17 protein-coding genes and 1 tRNA gene are annotated in these 25,169 nt (G+C 62.8%); 14 read left to right on the top strand and 4 right to left on the bottom strand.

From position 1 onward, the window contains the following. The first annotated feature begins 141 nt into the window (after nucleotides 1–141). The 8 genes from EBB56_RS14725 to EBB56_RS14690 all read left to right on the top strand — a co-directional run bounded on the left by EBB56_RS14725 (nucleotide 142) and on the right by EBB56_RS14690 (nucleotide 13,765). A tRNA-Pro gene (locus EBB56_RS14725) sits at nucleotides 142–218 on the top strand. 553 nt (nucleotides 219–771) lie between these two features. After that, complete coding sequence (locus EBB56_RS14720; RefSeq protein WP_108133728.1) at nucleotides 772–1,131, top strand: hypothetical protein; 360 nt, start codon at nucleotides 772–774, stop codon at nucleotides 1,129–1,131. 220 nt (nucleotides 1,132–1,351) lie between these two features. Further along, the gene (locus EBB56_RS14715) at nucleotides 1,352–1,573 is read left to right on the top strand and encodes a hypothetical protein (protein ID WP_124804712.1); all 222 of its coding nucleotides are present in this window, start codon (nucleotides 1,352–1,354) and stop codon (nucleotides 1,571–1,573) included. Nucleotides 1,574–2,190: 617 nt separating this feature from the next. Then, complete coding sequence (gene recC / locus EBB56_RS14710; RefSeq protein WP_185696453.1) at nucleotides 2,191–5,913, top strand: exodeoxyribonuclease V subunit gamma; 3,723 nt, start codon at nucleotides 2,191–2,193, stop codon at nucleotides 5,911–5,913. After that, a complete protein-coding gene (gene recB, locus EBB56_RS14705; protein ID WP_124804710.1) occupies nucleotides 5,910–9,902 on the top strand; it encodes an exodeoxyribonuclease V subunit beta in 3,993 nt (1,330 codons plus the stop codon). Before recC ends, recB begins: the two co-directional genes overlap by 4 nt. Then, nucleotides 9,899–12,106, top strand: coding sequence for an exodeoxyribonuclease V subunit alpha (gene recD / locus EBB56_RS14700; protein ID WP_124804709.1), 2,208 nt, complete (start codon nucleotides 9,899–9,901; stop codon nucleotides 12,104–12,106). Before recB ends, recD begins: the two co-directional genes overlap by 4 nt. Nucleotides 12,107–12,290: 184 nt before the next feature. After that, nucleotides 12,291–13,286 (top strand): ion transporter, encoded by a 996-nt coding sequence (locus EBB56_RS14695; protein WP_124804708.1) that lies wholly within the window; start codon nucleotides 12,291–12,293, stop codon nucleotides 13,284–13,286. A 179-nt stretch (nucleotides 13,287–13,465) separates the two neighbouring features. Continuing rightward, nucleotides 13,466–13,765: a DUF2442 domain-containing protein gene (locus tag EBB56_RS14690; RefSeq protein WP_124804707.1), complete on the top strand. Its 300-nt coding sequence runs from the start codon at nucleotides 13,466–13,468 to the stop codon at nucleotides 13,763–13,765. Nucleotides 13,766–14,033: 268 nt separating this feature from the next. Here the strand turns inward: EBB56_RS14690 and EBB56_RS14685 are convergent, their stop codons facing one another. Continuing rightward, entirely contained in the window at nucleotides 14,034–15,131 is a 1,098-nt protein-coding gene (locus EBB56_RS14685) for an ADP-ribosylglycohydrolase family protein (RefSeq protein ID WP_124804706.1), read from the bottom strand. Nucleotides 15,132–15,203: 72 nt separating this feature from the next. Next, nucleotides 15,204–16,094, bottom strand: coding sequence for an AbaSI family restriction endonuclease (locus EBB56_RS14680; RefSeq protein WP_124804705.1), 891 nt, complete (start codon nucleotides 16,092–16,094; stop codon nucleotides 15,204–15,206). 425 nt (nucleotides 16,095–16,519) lie between these two features. On the opposite strand from EBB56_RS14680, the gene EBB56_RS14675 reads away from it, so the two are divergent. The 3 genes from EBB56_RS14675 (at nucleotide 16,520) to EBB56_RS14665 (ending at nucleotide 19,970) form a co-directional block, all read left to right on the top strand. Continuing rightward, complete coding sequence (locus EBB56_RS14675; RefSeq protein ID WP_045994834.1) at nucleotides 16,520–16,969, top strand: LexA family transcriptional regulator; 450 nt, start codon at nucleotides 16,520–16,522, stop codon at nucleotides 16,967–16,969. Then, the gene (locus EBB56_RS14670; protein WP_108133736.1) at nucleotides 16,966–18,234 is read left to right on the top strand and encodes a Y-family DNA polymerase; all 1,269 of its coding nucleotides are present in this window, start codon (nucleotides 16,966–16,968) and stop codon (nucleotides 18,232–18,234) included. The genes EBB56_RS14675 and EBB56_RS14670 overlap by 4 nt, the downstream gene beginning before the upstream one ends. 470 nt (nucleotides 18,235–18,704) lie before the next feature. Beyond that, nucleotides 18,705–19,970, top strand: coding sequence for a beta-propeller fold lactonase family protein (locus EBB56_RS14665; RefSeq protein ID WP_124804704.1), 1,266 nt, complete (start codon nucleotides 18,705–18,707; stop codon nucleotides 19,968–19,970). 184 nt (nucleotides 19,971–20,154) lie between these two features. Here the strand turns inward: EBB56_RS14665 and EBB56_RS14660 are convergent, their stop codons facing one another. Both EBB56_RS14660 and EBB56_RS14655 read right to left on the bottom strand, forming a co-directional pair. Next, the gene (locus tag EBB56_RS14660; protein ID WP_260425374.1) at nucleotides 20,155–21,234 is read right to left on the bottom strand and encodes a DUF2955 domain-containing protein; all 1,080 of its coding nucleotides are present in this window, start codon (nucleotides 21,232–21,234) and stop codon (nucleotides 20,155–20,157) included. Between the two features lie 61 nt (nucleotides 21,235–21,295). Further along, nucleotides 21,296–22,357: an HlyD family secretion protein gene (locus EBB56_RS14655; protein ID WP_124804702.1), complete on the bottom strand. Its 1,062-nt coding sequence runs from the start codon at nucleotides 22,355–22,357 to the stop codon at nucleotides 21,296–21,298. Between the two features lie 268 nt (nucleotides 22,358–22,625). Here EBB56_RS14655 and EBB56_RS14650 point away from each other — a divergent pair, with 268 nt between their 5' ends. From EBB56_RS14650 to EBB56_RS14640, 3 genes are all read left to right on the top strand, one after another. Further along, the gene (locus EBB56_RS14650) at nucleotides 22,626–24,245 is read left to right on the top strand and encodes a glucan biosynthesis protein (RefSeq protein WP_124804701.1); all 1,620 of its coding nucleotides are present in this window, start codon (nucleotides 22,626–22,628) and stop codon (nucleotides 24,243–24,245) included. A 107-nt stretch (nucleotides 24,246–24,352) separates the two neighbouring features. Continuing rightward, complete coding sequence (locus EBB56_RS14645; RefSeq protein WP_108133741.1) at nucleotides 24,353–24,610, top strand: type II toxin-antitoxin system RelB/DinJ family antitoxin; 258 nt, start codon at nucleotides 24,353–24,355, stop codon at nucleotides 24,608–24,610. Next, on the top strand, nucleotides 24,610–24,882 hold the full coding sequence (locus tag EBB56_RS14640) for a type II toxin-antitoxin system YafQ family toxin (protein ID WP_124804700.1): 273 nt from the start codon (nucleotides 24,610–24,612) through the stop codon (nucleotides 24,880–24,882). Before EBB56_RS14645 ends, EBB56_RS14640 begins: the two co-directional genes overlap by 1 nt. The last annotated feature ends 287 nt before the right edge of the window (nucleotides 24,883–25,169 follow it).

Below are 25,169 nucleotides of genomic sequence, written 5' to 3'. Positions count from 1 at the left end.
GCGCTGACGCCCGGGACTGGTCAATTTCCAACCAATTGAAATAAAAGCGCAAAAGGGGCTTTTCATTTTGAAATGAACGCGCTAGTATACGCCTCGTCTTCGGGGGACAGGCCAGACGGTCACACAACCCATAGGCCAAGTCGGAGCGTGGCGCAGCTTGGTAGCGCGTTGCAATGGGGTTGCAAAGGTCGCAGGTTCGAATCCTGTCGCTCCGACCACTGAATTCAAGAATGACGGTCACCTTGCTCATCAGAGCGGTGGCCGTTTTTCGTCGTTTTCGCCCCCCCTTCTCATCGCATCGAGTTCACACGTGGGCACCGCCTGAACTGACCCCACTCCTCTTTTTACTCCGCTATCGACAGCACTATCTCCTGCACTATCCACTCGGCCCACTTGCTACTTTCACCCTTCTCGCTTTTTCCTCCTCGTGGCGCCGTTACATCGCGCTGTCTGGAGCCGATGCCCCTGCGGGACCGAGGGTGCTACCGCGACCTGCGCTCAGTGCCTCTATACCGCCAGCCGCCGCATCGAACCCTCACCGTAAAGTGCTGGCGATCGGATATTACCAATGCTATATATTAGCCTGATCTTATTCGACAAATGGTTGAATTCTCTGGCGTTCCATACCCGACATCTGCCGGCCAACGGATACAAGGCAGCAGACGGGGTAGACCTGCTCGTCTCGAGCAGCCGCCAGGGCGAGCAGGAATGGCCGGCAGGAAATCGACGCACAGCAGTGGCTGCGTCTCACGACACCAATCAGGAACTGACATGAACTACCGACTGATGTTTCAGCTTACGGACTCCCTGAACACCAAGTCCCTAGAGCCACTGTTGCTGAAACCCACGCCACTGGAAATGCCGGAGCACCAGATCGACTCCTTGCAGGAAGTTCCAGCTACCGATGATCTGATCGAGCTTCCCTTCACGGCGGAGGAAGGCGAAAAAACCAGCCTGGTCTTTGTGCAGGGCAGGGTTGTCTCCACCAAGAAGACCTTCACCATCTCTGATGGTGGTGAAAGCGCCAGGTGCCTAGTGACCTGCTTCATCGAACCCAATCGCGTGGTGCAACAGGGCACAGGCGAGCTGATTCTCGAACCCACCATCAACAACATCGAAGAGATGCTCTGATCTGCGCTGCAGCAGGCCGTCGGCAGCGCCTGCAGGATTACACGTGCGCCGACGGCCTTTCTTCGACGCCCTGAAGGCGCGCAGCCAGGCGAGTCACCATCTCGTTGTAGTCCCTGCGAAGATCACCGGCACAACGTCGCCGACATCACCGGCAGGAAGATGTCGTCAGTGGTGCTCCGGCTGTTCCTGCAACACCAACCACGACCACCAGAGGACGCTTATGCGCAACAAGACCACCGCGGTCGTCCAGTGGATACGGCGTGAGGCTGGGCCGCTGCTGGTTGCCAGCATCTTCCCGCTGCTGCTGATCGTCTACTTTTTCAAGGAAGGTTTCTCGATCAAGGTGCTGGCGCTGTTTCTCGCCCTTCCGCTGGTGGTCTATCTGTCGCTGAGTGTCGCTATCTGGCTGTGGTTCGTGGTCAGAAATCGGGACTCTCGATAAGGACTCCGGGATCGCTGCCGCTCAGCGCGGGCAGGAGGTACTGATCTGCAAGAACGGGAAGCCGGTTGCACGCATTGAAGCCTTGAAAGATCGAGGATTTGGCCTGAATGAGCTCTATGGACTGACCAAGGGTCGTATCGAGGCGGAGGCTGGCTGGGATGCTCCGCTGGAAGAGGACGTCATCGAAACGTTGTTTGATGGAAATCATCCATGAAGCGCTACCTGCTCACTATCGATCTTTAGCTCTGGCCGACTGAACGGTTGCCCGCCGATGGCCTGATAAAGCGCTACGACCCGGCTCGCCGCTATATCGCCCCGGTCGATGAACTGTTGCCATCTCGGTAGTGCTCGGCAAAGCGCCGCCTGGCCGAGTCCGACACTTGCTCGCCCCCATCGAAACGCCGCTTCATCACAGACGAGGCCTACCTTGCGATGTTGGCCTATAGATGACGCCCGTCTACGACCAGACACTGTGGTCATCCGGTGATGGTGATCCCCGCCGCCGCATCCATTAGGCTATGCCGAGACGTCCCGACGATGCCTTGGCGTGTGCTGCTCAAGCTAGCGCCGCCACCGCCTCGGGCTGCCACGCCTTCACGCAGTACAGAGAACTCGCCATGACCGATACCACCGCCGCCTCGGGCTTGATCGTCCTGCAGGGCAACCGTATGGAGGATCTGCGTGATCTGACCCTGAAGTGGCTGGGACGACGCCCGCTGCATCCGCTGGCGCGCACCCTTTTTCTGGTGCAAAGCAACGGTATCGCCCAGTGGCTCAAGACCTCGATCGCCGAGCGCCAGGGCGAACCGGGCTACGGCGTCTGTCTCGGCACCGACGTTGCCCTGCCCGCGCGCTTTCAGTGGCAGGCCTACCGCGCGGTGATCGAGGCGGTGGAAGGCTCGGGGCAGGTGCCGACCACCTCTCCCTGGGACAAGAGTCGCCTGCGCTGGCACCTGATGAAGCTGCTGCCCGAAGCCCTGGACGACCCGCTGTTCGAGCCGCTGGCACGTTACCTGCGCGAAGACGATGAGCAGCGCAAGCGTTACCAGCTGGCCGAGCGCCTGGCTGACCTGTTCGATCAGTACCAGGTCTATCGCGCCGACTGGCTCACCGCCTGGGAGGCCGGGGACGATGTGCTCACCCTGCCCGGTAACCGTGTCACAGAGGTCCCCGATGACCAGCGCTGGCAGCCGGCACTGTGGCGCAGGATCAGCGACGCCCTGCCTGCCGACCAGCGCCACAGTCACCGCGGCGCCGTGCACCAGCGCTTCAAGCGGGCCGCCGAGCAGCTGACCCGCGAGGTCGAACAGGGCGAGACGGCCTGCCCCCCGGAAATACCGCCGCGTATCGTGGTGTTCGGCATTTCGTCGCTGCCCCAGCAGACCCTGGAGGTGCTGGCCGCCCTGTCCAGCATCAGCGAGGTGGTGCTGTGTCTGCTCAACCCCTGCCAGTTCTACTGGGGCGAGATCATCGAGACCCAGGAGGTCCTGCGCCGCCACGTGCGCCAGCGCCGTCGCCAGGGCATGCCGGCGGAGCTTCACCACTCGCTCGAACAGCTGCATCTGCACGCCCATCCGCTGCTGGCGGCATGGGGCAAGCAGGGCCGCGACTACCTGCAGCTGCTCAGCGAACACGACCACACCGACGTGGAGGCGTTGAGCGCCCTGCTCGACGACTCGGTGGATCTGTTCCTGGCGCCGCCCACCGACACCCTGCTGGGCCAGCTGCAGGACGACATCCTCAACCTGCGCCCGCTGGCGGAGACCCAGGCCGAGTGGCCAGCGCTTGATCCCGAGCAGGACCACTCGATCCGTTTTCACATCTGCCACAGCCCTCAGCGTGAACTGGAGGTCCTGCACGACCAGCTGCTCGAGGCCTTCGCCGAGGATGCGACTCTCGAACCCAGGGACGTGATGGTGATGGTGCCGGACATCAACGACTACGCGCCCTATATCGACGCGGTATTCGGCCAGTTCGCCCCGGGCGAGAAGCGCCACTTGCCCTACCACGTGGCCGACCAGCAGGAACGCCATCGCGAACCCATGCTGGTGGCACTGGAGACCCTGCTGTCGCTGCCGCGTCTGCGCTTTCGCGCCAGCGAGATCCTCGACCTGCTGGACATCCCGGCCATCCGCACGCGCTTTGGCCTTGGCGAGGGGGACCTATCCACCCTGCAACGCTGGATTCGCGAGGCCAACGTACGCTGGGGCCTCGATGCCTCCCAGCGAGCCGAACTCGGTCTGCCGGAACACGACGAGCTGCACACCTGGCGCTTCGGCCTGGAGCGCATGCTGATGGGCTACGCCGTGGGCGAGGCCAGCGACGACGGCGAGGACTGGGGCGACGTCGTGCCCTACGACGAAGTCGCCGGCCTCGACGCCACCCTCGTGGGACCGCTGTACCGGCTGATCATGACCCTCGACGAGGTCCGTCAGAGCCTGCTCGAACCCAAGACCGCCAGCCAATGGGACCAGGTTCTGGGAACCATGCTGGAGCGCACCCTGGCCCCCGGCTCCAGTGCCGAAGAGGCCTTGCTCGGGCGCATCCAGGGGGCGCTCGAGACCTGGCACGAGGAGGTCGATTCGGCCGAGGTCGGCATCCGCCTGCCGCTGGCGGTGGTGCGTGAAAGCTGGCTGTCGCGCATCGACCAGCCCCAGCTGTCCCAGAGCTTCATGATGGGCCGCATCACCTTCGCCACCCTGATGCCCATGCGCGCAATCCCCTTCCGCCACGTCGTGCTGCTGGGCATGAGCGACGGCGCCTACCCGCGCCGCGCCGAGGCCATGGACTTCGACCTGATGGCCATGCGCGGACACTATCGCGCCGGCGACCGCTCCCGGCGTGACGACGACCGCTACCTGTTCCTCGAGGCACTGCTGTCAGCGCGGGACCGACTGACCATCAGCTGGTGCGGACGCAGCCCCCAGGACAACGGCGAGAAGCCGCCCAGCGTGCTGGTCGGGCAGCTGCGCGATCACCTCGGCAAGGGCTGGCGCCTTCCCGACCAACCGCCCCACGATGAGCGCTCGCTGGCCGAAGAGCAGCAGATGACTGAGGCCCTGCTCACCGCCCTGACCACCGAGCACCCGCTGCAGCCCTTCGGCGCCGGCTATTTCCTGGCGGGCTCGCCGCTTTATACCTATGCAGACGAGTGGCAGACCCTGCACCAGCGTGATTCACGTCACCCGGACCCGATGGCGGCCACCTCAGCCGATGAGGCGCTGCCGCCCTGGCGCCCCGAAGGCGCCATCGGCCTGTCGCAGCTTTCTGGCCTGCTGCGCGATCCCGTCGGCGCCCTGTTCCAGCAGCGCCTGTCCACCAGCATGCGCGACGAACAGACGCTGAGCGACGATGACGAACCCTTCGCCTTCGCCGGCCTTGCCAGATGGCAGCAGCGCGAGGCCCTGGTGCAGCCGCTTGGCCAGCGTCTGGCCCACGACCGCGCCTGCGACCCGGCTCTGTTGATCGAACGCCAGGTCCAGCGCCAGCAACGCGCCGGCCACTACCCGCCGCCACCGGTAGGCCCGGTGATCCGCCGCCAGTTGCTGGAGCGAATCCCCGACGCCCTCGACCACTACCGTGAACTGCTAGAGCGCTATCCACACTCGCTGGAGCGGGCACCGCAGCTTCGCCACAACAGTCGCCTTCCCTTGCCCGACTCGAGTGAGACCCTGGTACTGGAGGACGCCCTGTCCCACCTGCACGCGACCGACTCTGCCCCCTCCTCCGGGGCCAGCGACGAGGGCGACGCGGGTGCGGATGAGGTCGCCCGCATCGTGCTGTTGACCAGCCAGATCCACCAGGGCGAGCATTTTCACTGGAGCCAGATTCTGCGTCACTGGCCGGCGCACCTGGCGCTGCAGTGCCTCTACCCAAACTCGCCGAGCCATCTGGTATCACCCAGCGGCGTGCTGGAGATCCCCGGCATGCCCCGCGAACAGGCCGCAAGACGCCTGGATGCGCTGATGCGGCGCTGGCTCACCGCCATGCAGGGCGCCACGCCCTGCCACCCCGACATCGCCTTCGCCCTGCTCGAGGAATATCCCGTGGCAGAGGATGCAGCCTGGCCACCGGCAGACGCCCAGTCATCAGCCACGTTGCGCAAGGCCTGGGAGCAGGCCTGGGAAAAACTGCCGGAGCGAAGCCCGCTGCTGCTGCGCGAGTTTCCAAGCCTGGATGAGTTGATCGGCGCCGAGGGCTTTGACGAGGCCTGTCGTGAGCTCTACGCCGACCTGCATGGCTGGATCAGCACGGCGCGCAGCGCTCGCAAGGGCTCTGACAAGGGCTCTGACAAGTCATCGGGCAAAAGTAACGCCACCACCGGGAAGGAATCCGCATGAGCCTGCCGTCCGACCTTTTTTCCACCGACGACCAGCCGCCTTCCCCGGACAACGCCGGCCAGACACCGCTGCCATTGGCGCTGCCGCTGCAGGGCAGCCAGCTGATCGAGGCCAGCGCCGGCACCGGCAAGACCTTCACCATCGCGCTGCTCTACGTGCGTCTGGTGCTGGGCCACGGCCAGCCGAACAACCCGGCCAGCAGACGCGACAATGGCTTCAGCCAGCCGCTGGTGCCGCCGGATATCCTGGTGGTGACCTTTACCGAGGCCGCAAGCCAGGAGCTGCGCGATCGTATCCGGGCGCGCCTGGTCCAGGCCGCCGAGGCCTTTCGCGCCGGTGACAGGGACGACGGCTCGACCACGGCCGCGGACGACGGCCTCGCCGAACGCGACCCGCTGCTGGCCGCGCTGCGCGACGACTTCGAGCGCGACGCCTGGCCCGCCTGCGCCCGACGACTGATGCTTGCCGCCGAATGGATGGACGACGCCGCCATCTCGACCATCCATAGCTGGTGTCAGCGAATGCTCAAGGAGCACGCCTTCGACAGCGGCAAGCTGTTTCGCCAGGAGGTGGTCAAGGATCTCGGCGAGATGACCCAGGAGGCGGTTACCGACTACTGGCGCACCCGCGTCTACCCCCTCGACGAGCCCCTGGCCGCGTCCATGGTCGAGCTGTTCGGCTCGCCCCAGGGGCTTAACAAGGCGCTGCGCAATCTGCTGAGCCGCGAGGATGCCAGCCTGGTCTTCTGCGGCGAGCCATTGGCCGCTGGTGATTTCGGTGCCCATCTCGCCCAGTTCAGCGACGCCCGAGGGAGCGCCGACAGGCTGGAAGACGCCGCCCGCCGCGCCTACCTGGATGACAAGGAGGCAGTGCACGACTGCCTGCGCGCGCTGCGCCCGGCGATGCACGGCGGCAGCTTTCGCGGCAAGGATGACGACGACACCTTCGACGGCTGGCTGGAACAGCTCGGCGACTGGGCAAACGGCAAGCGACCCCTTGCCGAGGCAAGCTTCGTGCAGAAGCTCGCGCGCTCCAAGCTGCGGGTCAAGAAGGGTACCGAGGTGCCCGAGCTTGGGCTGTTCGAGGCCCTGGAGGCGTGTCGTCACAACGACGAGCAGGTCGAGACCCTGCAGCGCGAGCTCTACCCCCAGGTGCTGGCGGATGCCCGCGACTGGGTCAGCCGGCGGCTGTCCGAGCAGCTCGAGGCCAACGCCCAGATGGGCTTCAACGACATGATCACCGGACTTGCCGGCGCCCTGGACGGCGACGGCGGCGAGACCCTGGCGCGGCGCATTCGCCAGCAGTTCCCGGTGGCCATGATCGACGAGTTCCAGGACACCGATCCGGCCCAGTACCGCATCTTCGAGCGGGTCTATCGTATCGGCGATGCGCCCACCGCTGAGCCAGACGCCCAGCACGAACTGGATGGGCCAGGCGCTCCTGAGCATGACGCCACGGCGCTGATCCTGATCGGCGATCCCAAGCAGGCGATCTACGGCTTTCGCGGCGGCGACATCTACACCTACCTGGGCGCCCGTCACGCCACCCGCGGGCACCACCACAGCCTGGACACCAACTTCCGCTCGAGCGAGGCCGCCGTGGCGGCGGTCAACCGGCTGTTCGCATTCGCCGAGCAGCGCCACCCCCGCGCCGCCTTCCGCTTCGCCGCCGACGACCACAATCCGCTGCCATTTCAATCCGTCGGCGCCAACGGTCGCAAGGAAACCCTGTGCCTGGATGGCAAACCCGCCGCCGCGCTGACCGGCTGGCTGATCGCCGACGGCAACAAGGACAACGGCTGTCTCAACAAGGAAGGCTACCTGCACGAGGCCTCCCGCCACTGCGCCGACCGCATTGCCGACTGGCTCAATCAGGCCAGTCCTGGCGAGGGCACTCCAAGCGCCGGTTTCGCCACCTCAACGAACGCCGGTGACGGCAAGCTCACACCGCTGAAGGCCGGCGATATCGCCATCCTGGTGCGCGATCGCAGCGAGGCCAGCGCCATCCGCAACGCCTTGAGCGAGCGCGGCCTGGCCAGCGTTTACCTGTCGGATCGTGACAGCGTCTTCGCCACCGCCGAGGCCCGCGACCTGCATCACTGGCTCAAGGCCATGGCCAACCCGGAGTCGGTGTCGACCCTGCGCACGGCCCTGGCCACCGCCACCCTGGGCCTGGGGCTGGCCGAGCTCGACCGGCTGCAACGCGACGAGACCGCCTGGGAGCGGGTACAGGAGCGTTTTCTCGGCTACCGCCTGCGCTGGCAGCGTCGGGGCGTATTACCGGCGCTGCGCCAGTTGCTGCACGACTACCGGATCCCCGAGCGACTGCTCGGCGCCCACCAGGGCCAGCGTCGCCTGACCAACCTGCTGCATCTGGCCGAATGGGCCCAGCAGGCCAGCGACACCCTGGACGGCGACCACGCCCTGATTCGCGTGCTCGCCGAACACCTCGACGACCCTGGCCACGACGAGCAGATCCTGCGCCTGGAAAGCGACGCTGACCTGATCCAGGTGGTGACCATCTTCAAGTCCAAGGGACTCGAGTATCCGCTGGTGTGCCTGCCATTTCTGTGCACCTACAAGGAGATCAGCGGCCAGTCCGGCACGCCCCTGTACCACGTCGACGACCGGCCGCTGCTCGAACTGGCGGCCAAGAAGGAGATGGCCAAAGAGGGCTTTGAGCTTGCCGACGACGAACGACTATCCGAGGAGGTACGGCTTCTGTACGTCGCCTTGACCCGAGCGCGTCACGCCACCTTCGTTGGCCTTGCCCCCCTCAAGCTCGGCAACGCCAGGAGCGCCACCCTGCACAAGTCAGCGCTGGGCTATCTGCTGGCCGGCGGCGAGGCGATCCCTGACCTGACAAACCTGCGCGAGCGCTGGGAGACCATGAGCGGTGGCTTCGACGCCATCGCCCTGGACGCCATCGACGCCAGCGGTGATAGCCCCCAGATCCAGTACCACCCGGTCACCACCGAGCTCGCCACCAAGGGCGCACGCACGCCTAGCCACCGGCCCTTTGCCCCCTGGTGGATCGCGAGTTACTCATCGCTGGCCCAGAAGGGAGCCACCGCGCCCGAGACACCCGAGGCCGAAGTGCTCGAGGAAGAGCATCTGGACGCCCGCCTGGTGCCCGCGGCGCGGGAAGCCGGCGCCCCCCAGCCCGGCACCCTGCACGCTTTCCCGCGGGGCCCAGGCCCTGGCACCTTCCTGCACGGCGTGCTGGAAGCGCTGGCCGAGCACGGCTTCAACAGCGCGCTTGACGATGCGGGCCTGCTCGCCCGCCTGGCCCAACGCTGCCGCCGCCGCGGCTGGGAAGCACACACCCAGGCGCTGACCGATGGCATCCGTCACTGGCTGAACACGCCGTTGACCTCGACCACACAAGAGCGCCCCGACGGCGAGGATGCCTACGATGGTCCGGTGCTGGCGCGCCTTGAGCGCTACCGCGCCGAGCCCGACTTCTGGTTCGCCACCCATGACGCCATCACCCCGGCCATGGACAAGCTCACCCGCCAGTATCTGTATCCCGGAGAGCCCAGGCCCCAACTGGGCTATCAGCGCCTCAACGGCCTGCTCAAGGGCTTTATCGACCTCCTGGCCGAGCATCAGGGGCGCTTCTATATCATCGACTGGAAGTCCAACTGGCTGGGCCCCGACGATGACGCCTACCATCAGGACGCCATGCGCGCCGCCATGCTCGACAAGCGCTACGACATGCAGCTCGCGCTCTACCTGGTGGCACTGCATCGCCACCTGCGCCAGAGCCTGCCGGACTACGACTATGACCGCCACGTTGGAGGGGCCATGCTGGTCTTTCTGCGCGGTATTACCGCGCCCTCGCGCGGCGTCGCCGCGATCAAGCCGCCCCGAGCCTTTATCGAGGCACTCGACGATATCCTGGCGGGACAGGCGGGCCACGCCGCGAGAGCAACCCACGAAAGCGCCACCGGCCATGACAATGACACCAGCGGGGAGGCAATGGCATGAGCGAGGCTAACCCTGAGGTACACCGCGAGGGGAACGGCGAGACACCGGGCGATTCAGCCTCGACCGCCCTGCCGTCCTCGCCCTTTGCCACCCCGGAGCAGGCACTGGCCGACCCCGAGGCGCTGCTGTCGCTGCTGTTTGCCTGGGCCGAGTACGGCTGGATCCGTGATCTCGACGCGGCGCTGCCCCACCGCCTGGCGAGCCTCGCGCCGGACGGCGACGCCAGCTGCCTGCTGGCGGCCATGCTGGTCAGCCACCAGGCCGGCCAGGGGCATCTGCTGCTGGACCTGAATCAGGCCCGCCGCCAGCCCGAGACACTGATCGCCGTCGCTCGCGACGTGGCACGTGACGACGCCGCCCCGCCCCCGCCGGAGGCCCTGCTCGGCCGTCTCGGCGACGACTGGGTAAACCGGCTTCAGCGCTGGTCGGCGGTGGCGCAAGGCCCAGGCGCCAGCCCCCTGGTACTGGAGGCAGAGCGCCTCTATCTACGCCGCTACTGGCGCAACGAACAGCGGGTCGCCAGCGCCATTGCCGCGCGGCTGTCGACGCCCGGCACTTCAACCAAGGATCATCCAACCGCCGACGGTGACGCCGCCCGCCTGCGTCCGGTGCTGGATACGCTGTTTCCCCCGTCCGATCCGCGTGCCGACCAGGCCGCCTCCCAGAAGCTCGCCTGTGCGCTGGGCGCACGCGCGCCCTTCGCGGTGATCACCGGCGGCCCAGGCACCGGCAAGACCACCACCGTCATCCGCCTGCTGGCGCTGTTGCAGACCCAGGCCATCGCTGAGCGGGGCGCCCCCCTGGCGATACGCCTGGCCGCCCCCACCGGCAAGGCGGCGGCGCGACTCAGCGAATCCATTCGCGACCAGATCGCCGCCCTCGACGAACTGCCGCTACCGGACGCCGCCCAGGTACGCGCCTCGATTCCCCACGAGGTCTCGACCCTGCACCGGCTGCTCGGCGCCCGACCCGATACCCGTCACTTCCATCATCATCGCCTCAACCCCCTGCCGCTGGACATGGTGGCGGTGGACGAGGCGTCGATGGTCGACATCGACATGATGGCGGCACTGCTCGACGCCCTGCCGCCCCATGCACGCCTGGTGCTGCTCGGCGACAAGGACCAGCTCGCCTCGGTGGAAGCCGGGGCGGTCCTCGGCAACCTGTGCGCCAGGGCCGAACAGGGCCACTATCGCAACGACGTCAGCGACTGGCTCGAAGCGGCTACCGGGCTGTCGTTGCCTGAAGCACTGCACGACGGCGACGGCCGGGCGCTGGATCAGTCCGTCGCCATGCTGCGCCACTCCTTTCGCTTCGATGACGCCAGCGGTATCGGCCAGCTTGCCCGCGCCATCAACGCCGGCGACAGCCGGCGGGCGCTCGCGGTGCTGGACGACACCGCCTTTCCCCAGGCGCAGCGCCAGGCCCTGCCCCGCGCCAACGAACGGCGCCTGATGACCCTGGCGCTGGATGGCCGAGGCCAGGACGCGGCCTGGGGCTATCGCTTCTATCTGGGCGCCATCAGCCCGCGTCCCGACACCCCGGAAGCTGGCGCACTCGAGCAAAGCGGTCTGCTGCGGCCACGCCCGTCGCTGTCATCCGAGCGAGCCGAGTGGGACCGCTGGGCCTCTGCCATCCTCGAGGCCCACGCCCAGTTCCAGTTGCTGACGCCGCTGCGCGCCGGCCACTACGGGGTCGAATCGCTCAATCAGCGCATCGAGCAGGCGCTGGCACGGGCCGGACTGATCGACAAGCCGGATCACAGCACCCACTGGTACGAAGGCCGCCCGGTGCTGGTCACCGGCAACGACTACGCGCTCAAGCTGATGAACGGAGATATCGGCATTGCCCTCAAGGTGCCGGTGGAGTTCGCCAACCCCGAGGCCGGTACCACCCTGCGCGTGGCCTTTCCTGCCGGTGACGGCCAGGGCGGCATCCGCTGGGTGCTGCCCAGCCGGCTGCAGCGGGTCGAGACGGTATTCGCGATGACGGTGCACAAGTCCCAGGGCTCGGAGTTCGTCCATACCGCCCTGGTGATGCCGGACACCCTGTCGCCGATCCTGACCCGCGAACTGGTCTACACCGCCGTCACCCGCGCCAAGAAGACCTTCACTCTGCTCAGCGCAAGCAACGTGGTGCTGGCCAAGGCCATCGAACGACGGATTGCGCGTCAGAGCCGGCTGTTTCAGTCGCCCGAAACATAGGCCCTGCAAAATCGCTCGGCATATTGTTCCGGTTCAGTAGCCCGAAGATGCTGCCCATCGACAGAAAGCCGCATCCTCACATCGCCAACGACGCTTTGGCACAAGGCGAGGTGGGGATGCGACCAACGCCAGGACGCTCTAGGCTGGTGAAGAAAGGAGTGTCACACGCATCCAAGGAGGACTCATGCCCGCCACCCGCACGACCTCGCCCGCCCTGGAGCGGGCTCATCTGGTGTGGGACCTGTTCATCATCGCGCTGGTGATCGCCAACCTGGCGCTGTTGCTGTTCGACAGCCTGTTTCTGCTGCCACCGCTCAACGCCGCCTTCGAGGCGGCGGCCCCTGGCCTGCACGGCACCTACGACCGGCATATCCATGCCAACTTCTTCAGCATCGACCTGGCCTTCGTCGCCGTCTTCCTGTTCGATGTGCTGCTTGGCTGGGCCGTTGCCATCTACCAACGCCGCTACCACCGCTGGTTCTTTTACCCCTTCGTGCACTGGTACGACGTGCTGGGGTGTATTCCCCTCGCCGGCTTCCGCCTGCTGCGTATCCTGCGTGTGATCTCGCTGCTGCACCGCCTGCACCGCCTGGGACTGATCGACGTGCGTCGCTGGTATCTCTACTCGGTTGTCGCCAAGTACGCCGACATCCTGATGGAAGAACTTACCGATCGTATTGCCATCCGCCTGCTCGACAACGTCCAGCAGGAGCTCACCAGCGGCGACGGCCTGGCCTCACCGGCCATCGAAAAGATCGTCACGCCGCGCAAGGAGGCCCTGGTGCGGGAAGTCAGCCAGCGCCTCGAGACCATGGTCGGCGACATCGCCCACCACAACCGTTTCGCGACACTGGCCTACGTGCGCGGCCTGGTCGCCCGCACCCTGGCCGAAACGCCGGAGCTTCAGCGACTCAAGCGCCTGCCCATGGGCTCCCAGCTCACTCAGGGGCTGGAGTCATCGATGTCCGACCTCGCCTGCCATCTGGTCGATGAAGCCCTGAATGGTCTCAAGTCCAGGGAGTTCTCCTCGCTGGTCGAACATATGGCCGACAGCGGCTTCGACGCCTGGCTGCGCACCGACCCCGAGACCGAACAGATCACCGAACAGGTGCTGGTCGATATGCTGGAGCTGCTCAAGGAACGTATCGCGGTCAAGCGCTGGCACGACAAGTACGCGTGAAGGGAGCGGGCCACAGGGGGAGCCCTGTGGCCTACTGGGCATTCAGGTCTCGCTTATTCTTTACGATGGATCTGCGGTCGCTAAGCTACACGGCACAACCACGGCTAATGCTGTGGAATGCGATGGTGGCACAATCGATGACTGCACCGAGGGAGACGCCTGCGAACAGGGAGAGACACGTGGCCATTACTGAAGATGACGTCCGGCAGGCAGAGGCCCGCATGGCCTGTGAACGCGATCACGCCCACGTCGTTTCCGCGCGATACGACAGTCGCACCCATCGCGTCATCATGCACCTGAACTCAGGGCTTGAGCTCGCGATCCCGCCGCACCTAGTGCAAGGTCTCACCGACGCCACGCCAGAAGCCCTGGCCGACATAGAGGTTTCTCCCACCGGGCTTGGCCTTCATTGGCCCCAACTCGATGCAGACCTCTACGCCCCCGCCCTCCTGCAAGGCCAATTTGGCTCCCCCTCCTGAGCTAAAGGATGGCGCCAAAGGGGGCGCCCGCGGACGGTTCGGTGAAACGGTCATTAACAAACATCCGGGACCCGACAATTAAGCAGTCACTGGCATACTCGCAGACCTTATTCAACATTTAGTACCTGTCGGTGCTCGGTAGAAAAGGCATCGATTGACCGAAATTCAGCCTTAGGACGCAAGCCAATCGACACGACGAGTCAGCAAGCAAGATGGCGTCACCAAGAAATCAATGGACTAGTTTCTTGAACGCTTGTTGTCGAAGCTGTCAATATCCCGGATATTTTTTCCATACCCAATCATTGTCGACGCCGCCAAAATCATCCAAGTCCCATTCATTGCTATCCACTAAATCCTCAGCCATTTCAGTTATCACGTCCCGTAATTCTAGCGGTTCCAACCAACTCTCCGGGATGGCCGAGACCCCCATCATGGCGCCCAATAGATTGCCAGCAATAGCGCCAGTAGAATCAGAGTCACCATCATGATTAACTGCAAGGCAGACTCCATGGCGGAGATCTTTGGCAACCAAGGCGCAATAGACAGCAATAGAAAGTGCCTCTTCTGCTACCCACCCTTGTCCCAGCTTACTAATAGCCTCGAAGTGATTACTCGAAATATCGGCCAACGCTTCAGCTTTTTCCAGAGCATCAAGCGTCTCTTCGTGCCCTTCATATGCCACAAGTGCCTCCTTCACTTTGCCAAGTGAATCTCTGAGACCTTTACCATTGATAAGATGCAAGATTAATTCCGACAGCACTCCAGCAGTCAAATAGCCGCTGGGATGACCATGAGTAATACTCGCGGCTTGCATACCCAGATGGAAAGCATCGCTGCCAGTCGTAGAAGGCCAAATGAAAAGTCCACATGGCGCCACTCGCATGAGTCCACCACAGCCTTTACTGTTGTTCTTAGCTGAAGCGCCATATCTTTCCATCGATCGCAATGCCGAGATACAAGTACGACCCGGCGCACGTTGATTTTGTAATTCTGCATGTCCGGCTAACCAACCACTAGTGAGCCAGTCTTCTCCTGTTTCCATTCGCGACCGATACCCTTGTGTATAAAGCCAGCGCTCATAAGCACTGGAGATTACACTGGCTATGTGACATATCCCACGTCTGGCGCCCCGTACATGACCGCGCAGCAGCCCCTCGGCAGTAAACAATACCATTTGGGTATCATCAGTAATTCGACCTATACCACCATAACACGGCACGTACTCAGTTATACCAGACTCACCAAATTTAGAGACAATCTCAACATGAGTTATAAACTCTACCGGAGCGCCAAGTGCGTCACCGACAGCGCCCCCTAGTAGGCAACCAACGAACTTTTGTCTTATTTCATGAGTTTTATTTTTCATATCCACAATTACACCAAAAAAATCAAAAACACTAAAACAGAATGGTTGGTTTTAGAATCAAAAATCACCTATTCACAAAAATCGAACTTTTTCCCTCGTACCTATACGATCAAACACAATACAATCCTCCGTCGATCTTGCAATATTTAATTTAAATGTACCAACAAACCGAAGAAGGTTTCTTCCCAAGGAGTCTTTAGCTTTGGCAAAAACAATTGTTTTTCTTTCCGGATTTCTCTCAGCGTCTATCAACTGAGTCTCAATAGATTTTTTCCCGTCAAGATTTTCAGCACACTCGTAAATACGCTCACCATCTTTTGTTATTTTATTGTGCCACATACCATGTCTAAAAAGTCTGGGAAACCATACAACATCGGTACTACCATCAGGTATCCCCCAAGCGCCACGCTGCAGTGCTTTACCTTTAAAACCAAAACATCTCAAGGCTTCTGCCTGCGTTCGAAAAACAGGATTATCGGCAACGTCCAAGTATCCTTGATTGATCCATCTCCGTGAAGAATAAGCGAAATCCCAGTCCCAAGGAACAAACGTGCCGTTGTCAACACCAATCTCTTTAATTTTGTTCAGTTTATCGATGAAATTATCAGTTTCTTCCGCAACAATAGAAATGTCTTTAAACATCCCTTCATCGCCATACGTTTTTATCCTATGAATTTCGTGTCCTGTAGCTAAAACAATATCATCACTTCTCTCAACATCTTCAGAAATTTGGTTTTTGTGATGCTTTTCATCAATCTCCAGATGCAGATTGAACTGAGGAAAATAAATATCAGTCAAGGCGCGATAGCCCTCTGGCCGATATACAAGCTGCTGACATACGAATTCAACGTCATCATCAATTTTATGAATTATTCGAGAAACAATGTACAGCTCCCATCTTTTGTGGGATATTTTCTGCAGACTCCTAAGAATGTAGTCAGCTTTAGAAAGTTCTTTTGCCATCAAATCCACCAAACCTTTTAATCATCATAACAATTATTCTAGATATAAAAATATCACATACATCAGAGGGTAACAGCACTTATTTTACTATACGTTAAATTGCCGTTTACCTATATAAACGCACTTCAACCGTTGCCTTGTCTAAGCCACAATCCATAAGTTCGTGCAAGAGTACCAACTATTACCGACAGCCCCACCAACCTCGTCATCCACCTTCCAATTCCCTACTCCCAATCCAACCAACCCCATCTCGCTCACCAAGCCAACTTTGCCCCCGCCCTCCTGTGCTGGCGCAGCCATGCACCTCCTGATACTGTATATCCAAACAGTATCTGCGATTCAGGAGGCCCCCATGCGCGACGACTATTCCCTTGTTTGGCGAACCCTTTCGTGTAGCGCCTATGGCAACGACGGGAGCCTGTGCCATGAGTCTTGAGGTGGAGGTGCTGGGGCGGGTCGATCCGCACGCGCCCAGGACCGCCTTGCCGCTGGCGGCGACCGAGGTTCGCGCGGGCTTTCCGTCACCGGCCGATGACTACCTGGAGGGACAGCTCGATCTGGTGGCGCATCTGGTGCCCCACCCCAGCGCCACCTTCTACCTGCGCGCCAAGGGCGAGTCGATGAAGGGCCTCGGCATCTTCGACGGGGATCTGCTGATCGTGGATCGCTCGCTGGAGCCGTGCAGCGGTTCGGTGCTGATCGCCAGCGTCGACGGTGAGCTGACCTGCAAGCAGCTTGGCTATATCGGCAATCGACCCTACCTGCTGGCGGCCAATGAGGCCTTCGCGCCGATTCCGCTCAACGGTCGCGACTGCGACCTATGGGGCGTGGTCACCCACAATATCCACGCCCTGGCAGCGGGAGTCGCGCGGTGATCGCGCTGGTCGACTGCAACAACTTCTACGTCAGCTGTGAGCGGGTCTTCGACCCCTCGCTTCGCGGCAAGCCTGTGGGGGTGCTGTCCAACAACGACGGCTGCGTCATCGCCCGCAGCCAGGAGATCAAGGACCTCGGCGTTGCCATGGGCATGCCTGCCTTCAAGATCGAGGGCGCGCTGCGCAGGCAGTGCATCCTGCTGTCGAGCAACTATGCGCTCTACGGCGACATGTCGCGTCGGGTGGTCGATACGCTGCGGGAGTTTGCTCCCGCCGTCGAGGTATACAGCATCGACGAGTGCTTTCTCGACCTCGCGGGCATGGCACCCGCCGGGCTGGACGCCCACTGCCGGCGCTTGCGACACACGGTGATGCGCCACACCGGCATTCCCGTCGGCGTCGGCGTGGCGACCAGCCGCACCCTGGCAAAGATCGCCAACCACCAGGCCAAGAAGGATCCCCGCGCAGACGGCGTCCACGTGCTCGAGGCCGATTCGGCGGCAACCCGGGCGCTGCTGCAACGCCTGCCGGTCACCGAGGTCTGGGGCGTCGCCGGGCGCACCGCCGCCCGGCTTGGGCAGCTCGGCATCGAGTCCGCCTGGCAGCTACGTGAAGCCGACCCCAAGCATATCCGCCGCCATTTCAGCGTGGTGCTGGAACGCACGGTACGCGAACTTCGCGGCGAATCCTGCATCCGCCTCGACGACGTCGGCGCCCCGCGCGAACGGATCATGACCAGCCGCTCCTTTGGTCGGCCCACCGATGATCTCGCGCAGTTGCGTCAGGCAGTGCGCGCCCATGCCGGCCGCGGTGCTGAAAAGCTGCGTGGTCAGGGCAGCGTGGCGCGGGCGCTGCTGGTGTTCTTGAAGACCAACAAGCATCGTCAGGATCTGCCCCAGCACCACCCTTCGCTGGTGGTTCCGCTGGCGCGTCCCAGCGACGACAGCCTCGAGATCGTGGCAACCGCGACCCGGGCGCTTGCGCGTATCTATCGCCCAGGACACCAGTATATGAAGGCCGGCGTGATGCTACTCGACATCGCCGACAAGGCAAGCCTGCAGCAGGATCTGTTTGCCGTCGACGACGGCAAAAAAGAACGCAATCAGCGCCTGATGGACACCCTGGACGCGATCAACCAGAAGCACGGTCGCGGCGCCTTGAGCCTTGGCAAGACCAGCGTGGACGCGGCCTGGCAGCTCAAGTGCGAACATCGCACCTCGCGCTACACCACTCGCTGGGATGAGCTGCCAATTGCCAGGCTGTAGCAGTCGGTATGACACACACCTTGACGGGCGGCCACCCTCTTTTCCCCCAAGATACCAACACGACGAACGGAAAATCTGTGCGCCAGGCCATCACACAGGCTATCGCCGGAAGCAGTCAGAAATTCTCAAACCTTTACGCGCGTTTGACGACAGTCACCTGCATCATTGCGGCCCAATCTTGCCTAAGCTTTCTCTCAACAACGATTCTTTAAAGCACAGTTTCTGCTAGATGCTCTCGCTTGGGCAACCTGGAAAACGAAACTCCATCTGCTTGTTGGCTCGTTACTCCCGAGCACAACGCTGAGGCTACAGTGCGAGGCAGCTCACCTGGGTTCCTTATTACTCTGGTGGGTGTAAGGACGCACCGGCTCGCGTCTACGCAGACTATGACGCTGGAACACGACGAGCCCGAGTGCCTGGAACTGCCGGCATCGCGGCACAAGAAAAGCAAAAACTGACCAAGGTACGCTATGAAAAATCCAGTCTTGATGGGCCTCGTCCTGCTTTCGGTTTCCCTGCCTGCCATGGCCAAGGAGGTGACGGGTGGTGTCTACGTAGCCACCAACAACGCCGACGAGAACTCGCTGATCGCCTGGCGCCAGTTTGACGATGGCACCCTGGAAAAGGTCGGCGAGTACACCACCGGCGGCACGGGCAACGGCATGGATGGCGGCCTCGATCCGCTCGGTTCGGCCTACGGCGTGTGGCGTTCGGCAGACAACCGCAACGTGCTGGTGGCCAACGTCGGCGACGGCACCCTGTCGTCGCTTCACGTCGAAGACGACCTGACGCTGACGCTCAACAATGTGGTGGATGCCGGCGGTGCCAAACCCAAGGCCATCGACGGCCATGGCGACATCGTCTACGTCGCCAGCACCGATGGTGCCAACGATGAGCCGGGGGTGATCAAGGGCTTTACCATCGATGGCGATGGCAACCTGACCGAGATCCCCGACTCCGTTCGGCCGCTGGATGATTCTCCGGTCAGCATGGAGTTCACCGAGGACGGCAAGTACCTGACGCTTGTCGGCTTTCTTACCGGCATGGTGCATGTCTATGCGGTGGACGACGAAGGCCTCCTGTCGCAGGAGCCGATCTCGAGCCTCGAGTCGCCGCACCTGAGCGAGGAGCGCTTCTTCGCCCTGCCCATCGGCACCAAGCTGGTCACTCGCCCGGACGGCCACAGCACCCTGCTGGTGACCGAAACCCGCTATATCACCCAGGGCTACCAGTTCCACCCGTCCTCCGAGGAGTCGAAGGCCAAGTATCCCTTCCTGCAGGAATACGAGGGCCAGACCGGCTCCATGTCGTCCTACGACATCGACGAGAACGGCAAGCTGACCCTGGTGTCGGCGGATGTGATGACCGGCGACGACATCTGGGGTGGCGAGCAGGCCGCCTGCTGGGTCACCACCTCGGAGGACGGCAAGTACGCCTGGACCACCAACTCCCATACCTCGAGCCTGTCGACCTTCAGCGTCGATCCCGAGGACGGCAGCATCGCTCTGCTGGAAGAAGCCGCCTACCGCGCCGAGGATTACAACGAGTATTTCGCCGACATGGACCTGAGCGCCGACGGCAACTACGTCAACATTATCAGCGGCAACACCGGCAAGACCTGGGTGTTCGAGATCCAGCACGATGACGGCAGCCTGAGCGTGGTCGATGCCTATCCGGGCAGTGCCGAAGTCCACTCCTACGGGCTGGTGACCATCCCGCTGACCCAGGGCGGCTAGACGACTTTTCGGACCAGGCCCGGGCGTGTACGACCACAGTCACGACGCTGGGCCAGAAGGCTATGTCACAAAGCTTCACCAGAGAGCTGACCAAAATCGCCAGATCAGGCGGGTAGGTAAAGTAGCTAAAAAGGGGGCCGTGCTGACACGGCCCCCTTCTCTGTTGCAAGCAGCATAAGAAAACTCAGCTCGTGTGCGGTGCTTCCCGGCTCGAGACCGCAGGCCATAGATCCAGCAACCGATGCAGTACCGCCATCACCGCCAGGGTGGCCAGCAGTGCCACGCACATCGAGCTGAACCGATAGACGGCGTCGACGACCAGATCCTGATCGGGTCTCAGGTACTGGCCAAACAGGATACCCAGGGTTGTCAGCCCGCCGAAGCCGATGCCGGAGCCGGCGTGCTCGATGACGTGCTCCCGTGCGAACAGCAAAAGACCGATGGCATAGGCCAGCAGCACCAGCAGCAGATGGTCGCTCTTGGTGAACAGCACCAGTTGCAGCACCAGTGCCAGGTTACAGCCCAACAGAGTGCCGATGGCACGACGCCAGGCGGACATCCGGGCGCCATGGTAGCCGAGGGCAAACAGGATCAGGATAGTCGCCATCTGCGCGGACAGGGAGTCGCGCAGATCGAGCAATTGAAACACCAGAAAGGACAGGGTCGCGGTCAGCGCCCCGATCAACGCCTGATGGCGCTTCAGCGCCGCCGTCTTGGCCTGACGTGGCGGCGGCTGTCGCGGCGTGACATCGGGAAACAGCCAGTGCATCAGGGCGGCGATGGCCACCGCCAGAAAACTCGCCACGGTGTTGCTGGCCAGCAGATCGAACAGGTCGAGGTCGGGGTAGCTGGCAAAATGCAGCATGATGCTCAGGGTCAGCACGCCGTTGGCGCCGAACACGAACAACGGCCCCCTGGCCATCAGGGTGAAGCGCCCCAGGAACATCAGGAACACCAGTCCCGTCATCACCACCGGCAGATGCTGGGTCAACCCCACCACCAGGCTGATCTCGACCACATTGAGGCAGGCGTTACCCAGGAACTGGCGCACCACATGGGCGTTGAACACCGGAATGATCCCCAGCAGAAACATCGGAAAGACGGTGAAGAAGACACCATAGTTCCAGTGCATCAGCTGGCTGATCAGAAAGCCGAGCCAGGCCCCCACCGCGATACGCAGACACTGGCGCAGGCCGTTGTCGCTGAGCTTCGAGGCCTTCGGTTGCTGCTGCCCTGACGACGCCCGTAGCCTCTTGGCAAACAAGGCCAGTGGCTGCTTAATAAACGACGCCAGTGGCCGCTTAATAGACGACGCCCGTAGCCGCTTAGTAAACATAATGCAGCCAGGACATCAGCCGAATCTGCAGCGCCCCCAGCGGATGGGCCAGCGGATGCTCCCCGGGAAACAGCTGCACCGTGGCGCGGGAGCCGGTGGGCAGACTCGTCGGTGCGTCCCCGGCCAGCGAAAGGTGCAGGCGAAGGCGCTGGGCGTCACGCAGCCAGCGGTCGGTGGTGGGGATGTCGGCCAGGTTACCGTCGGCGCTGATCTGTCCGTCGTAGACACCGGCGTCGCGCTTCTCTACCCGGGCGGCAAAGACCTGGCCGGGCCTGGCGTCGAACACCACCCGGGCCTCGTCGCCGGCGGCGACCTTGCGCAGGCTCTTCTCGCGGAAATCCGCGATCAGTTCGACCTCATCGGTAATCAGCGCCAGCGCTGGCTGTCCCTGGGTGGCGTAGTCACCCACCTCGAGTTGCAGGTTGCTCAATGTGCCGGAATGCTGGGCCCGCACCAGGGTGTGGTCGAGATCGAGCTCGGCCTGCTCCAGGGCGTTGCGGGCCTGACGCAAACGCAAGTTGGCCTCCCCTTCGGCGCCCAGTTCGGCCTCCAGGCGCGCCACTTCGGCCTCGGCGGACTTGACCTCGGCCTGGGCCTGACGGTCGGTGGCTACCAGGCCATCGAGGCGCTGGCGCGAGATGCTGTTCTGGCTAATCAAGCGCTCGCCTCGCCGGCGCTCCTGGGCGCTCTCCTGGGCCCTGGCGCGGGCCGCTTCGAGGGCGGCGCGGGCCGATGCGATGCTGGCGCTCAAAGTCTCGTTCTGCTGACGCGCTGCCTCCAGTTCCAGTCGCGCCTGCTCAAGCGCCAGCTCGAAGGGCGCGGGGTCGATACGAAACAGCGGATCACCCGCCTCGACATGGTCGTTATTGCTGACGTGGACCCGCTCGACGGGGCCGCTGACTTCCGGGGCGATACGCACCACCGGGCGCATGACCCGCGCCTCCGGGGTCATCGGCATGTAGGTATCTGCCACCACAAAATAGGCAAACATCAGGACGAACATGCCCAAGGCCAGGCGAACGATCCACCTGAAGCGCTGGTCGGGGGTCATGGTATTCCTCTTGGTTACACGACGGGCTGACTTGACGGGCTCACGTGACGGAGCCGCTCGGTATTTGACGAAGGCGTCCCCCGTCGACCGGCCGCGTAGACTAGCACTTTGTTAGCCTGTTAACAATATTGCGACCCTTCATGCACATTTCCTGAACCTTTGCTGATTCGGGCAGTCGTACCCTTCGACGTGCTCGACCAGGCGTAGCGACTGCTTACCCAGGCAGTCGCCCGACACCCGACATGCTCGACCCACAAGGATGATGGAAATGCAGCGACGTGACTTCCTCAAGGCGGCCACCGCCCTCAGCGCCTACGCCCTGCCAATCTCCCCGCTGCTGGCCGCGCTGGACCAGCGGCTCATGACCACCGGAGAAAAGGTCTCCTTCGACTACGCCTGGCTGAAAGGCTTCGCCCGCCATCTGTCGGGGCAACCTCACCAGGATCACGAAGGCGAACTGCCCGACCAGCTCAAGTCCCTTTCCTGGGACGACTACCAGGCCATCGGCTACCGCGCCGACCACGCCCTGTGGAGCAACAGCGACGCGCCCTATACGGCCCAGCTGTTTCACCTGGGTCGTGGCTTCACCACCCCGGTCAGGATCTACCAGGTCAGCCAGGGGCAGGCGCAGGAACTGGCCTACGACCCGGCGCTATTCAACTTTTCCAACGGCGATGGGGATAGCGTGGTCGATACCGATACGCTGTCCGAACGCCTCGGCTTCGCCGGCTTCCGCCTGCACCATCATCAAGACCCCAAGCGCGATATCGCCTCCTTCCTGGGCGCCAGCTACTTCCGTGCGGTCAGTCAGAGCATGCAGTACGGCATGTCGGCCAGGGGCCTGGCCATCGACACCGCCGGCAGCGAACCCGAGGAATTCCCCGACTTCACCCGCTTCTGGCTGGAACAGCCCGAGGGTGAAGACAAGGTCATCGTCTACGCCCTGCTCGAGTCGGAGAGCACCACCGGGGCCTACCGCTTCGATATTCGTCGCGACGTCGAAGGCGTGGTCATGGACGTGGCCGCCACCCTCTATCCGCGCAAGACGATCGAGCGTCTGGGCATCGCGCCACTGACCAGCATGTACCTGGTCGGCGAGAACGATCGTGACGTCAACTATGACTGGCGCCCGGAGATCCATGACTCGGATGGGCTGTCGATCCACACCGAAAGCGGCGAATGGTTGTGGCGCCCGCTGGTGAACCCGCCCCAGCTTCGCTACAACGCCTATTCCGCCACCAATGTTCAGGGCTTCGGCCTGGCCCAGCGCGACCACGACTTCGACCACTACCAGGACGATGGCGTCTACTACGATCGCCGACCCAGCGTGTGGGTCGAACCTACCGAGGGCTGGGGCGAAGGCAGCGTGGACCTGGTCGAGCTGCCTGCCAAGGACGAGACCTTCGACAATATCGTGGCCTACTGGCAACCCAAGACTCCGGTGGAGGCCGGCCAGGAGCTGCGCTACGCCTATCGTCTGAGCTGGTACGACCTGCCGCCACAGCAACCCAGCCTGTCGCGCTGTGTGGCGACCCGTACCGGACTGGGTGGCGTCGTCGGCCAACGTCGCGAGTACTTCAGCTGGCGCTTCGCCGTGGACTTCCGCGGCGGTCCCTTCCCCTTCGATGACGCAAGCGAGGTCGAGGTGGAGCCGGTCATCGAGACCAGCGCCGGGCGTATCGAGATCACCTCGGCCCGACCACTGGACGCCATTCAGGGCTACCGGGCCATGTTCGATGTGGTGCCACCGGACGAGGGCACCGAGCCGATCAATCTGCGTCTGTATCTGCGCGATAGCGAAGGCAAGCCGCTGTCGGAGACCTGGATCTACCAGTGGACGCCGCCTCCCGGCGATGAGCGCGAGCTGCATAACCCCGATCACTTGTAGTCGCCCCCCCACCGATGATGCGGGGCGCCCTCCTTCCTTGATGACAAGTTGCCAGGGCCAGGCCACAATGTAGCTACACCGTGGCTACCAATGAGAAGGAGACATTCATGGGTACCGATACCGTGGTCCGAGCTCGCATCGACAGCGAGACCAAAGAGCGGGCCACCGCCGCCCTCGATGCCATGGGCCTGACCGTGTCTGACGCCATCCGCCTGCTGATGCTGCGGATCGCCGACGAAAAGCGCCTACCGTTTGCGGTGCAGGTACCAAACGCCACCACGACCAAGGCGCTGGAAGAGCTGGAAGCCGGAAAGGGCAAGCGCTTCGATAGCGCGGATGCGCTGTTCGACGATCTAGGCATCTAATGCTGACCCCAGTTCGCTCGAGCCAGTTCAAGCGAGACGTAAAGCGGGTCCAGAAGCGCGGCAAGGACATGGAAAAGCTACGCCGACTGCTGGGCCTGCTGCTTGAGCAAGCGCCCTTGCCGGATACCTACCAGGATCATGCATTGCAGGGAAACTGGAAGGGTTACCGAGATGCCCATATCGAGCCCGATTGGCTGTTGCTGTATCGCGTCGTGGATGACCAACTGCAATTGGCCCGGACAAGTAGCCACGCTGATCTCTTCCGCGAGTAGGCTAGGGCTTGTCTGAAAAGTGCCTGCGCTCGGTAATACGGCGTTAAAAATCGGCTGGTGCGCCAGCCCGGTCAAAATGCTCATTTACACCCCGTAAACTGCGCTTTCTCACCGATTTTTGCCTTGTCTAACCTTCGCTCGTCGACTTTTCAGACAGCGCCTAGCCTGAAACCCTTCCCCGCATGGCGGTTCCCGACACCACGACACAGGGTGATCCCCCTGCTCTGATCCTTTGCTCTTCCCCCTCAACCCAGCCGAATTGACCGCGTGGCGCCGCTTCCGGCATG

The organism is Halomonas sp. YLB-10, from assembly GCF_003856855.1.
Taxonomy (GTDB): Bacteria; Pseudomonadota; Gammaproteobacteria; order Pseudomonadales; family Halomonadaceae; genus Halomonas; species Halomonas litopenaei.
This window is presented reverse-complemented; position numbering and strand designations above follow the sequence as displayed.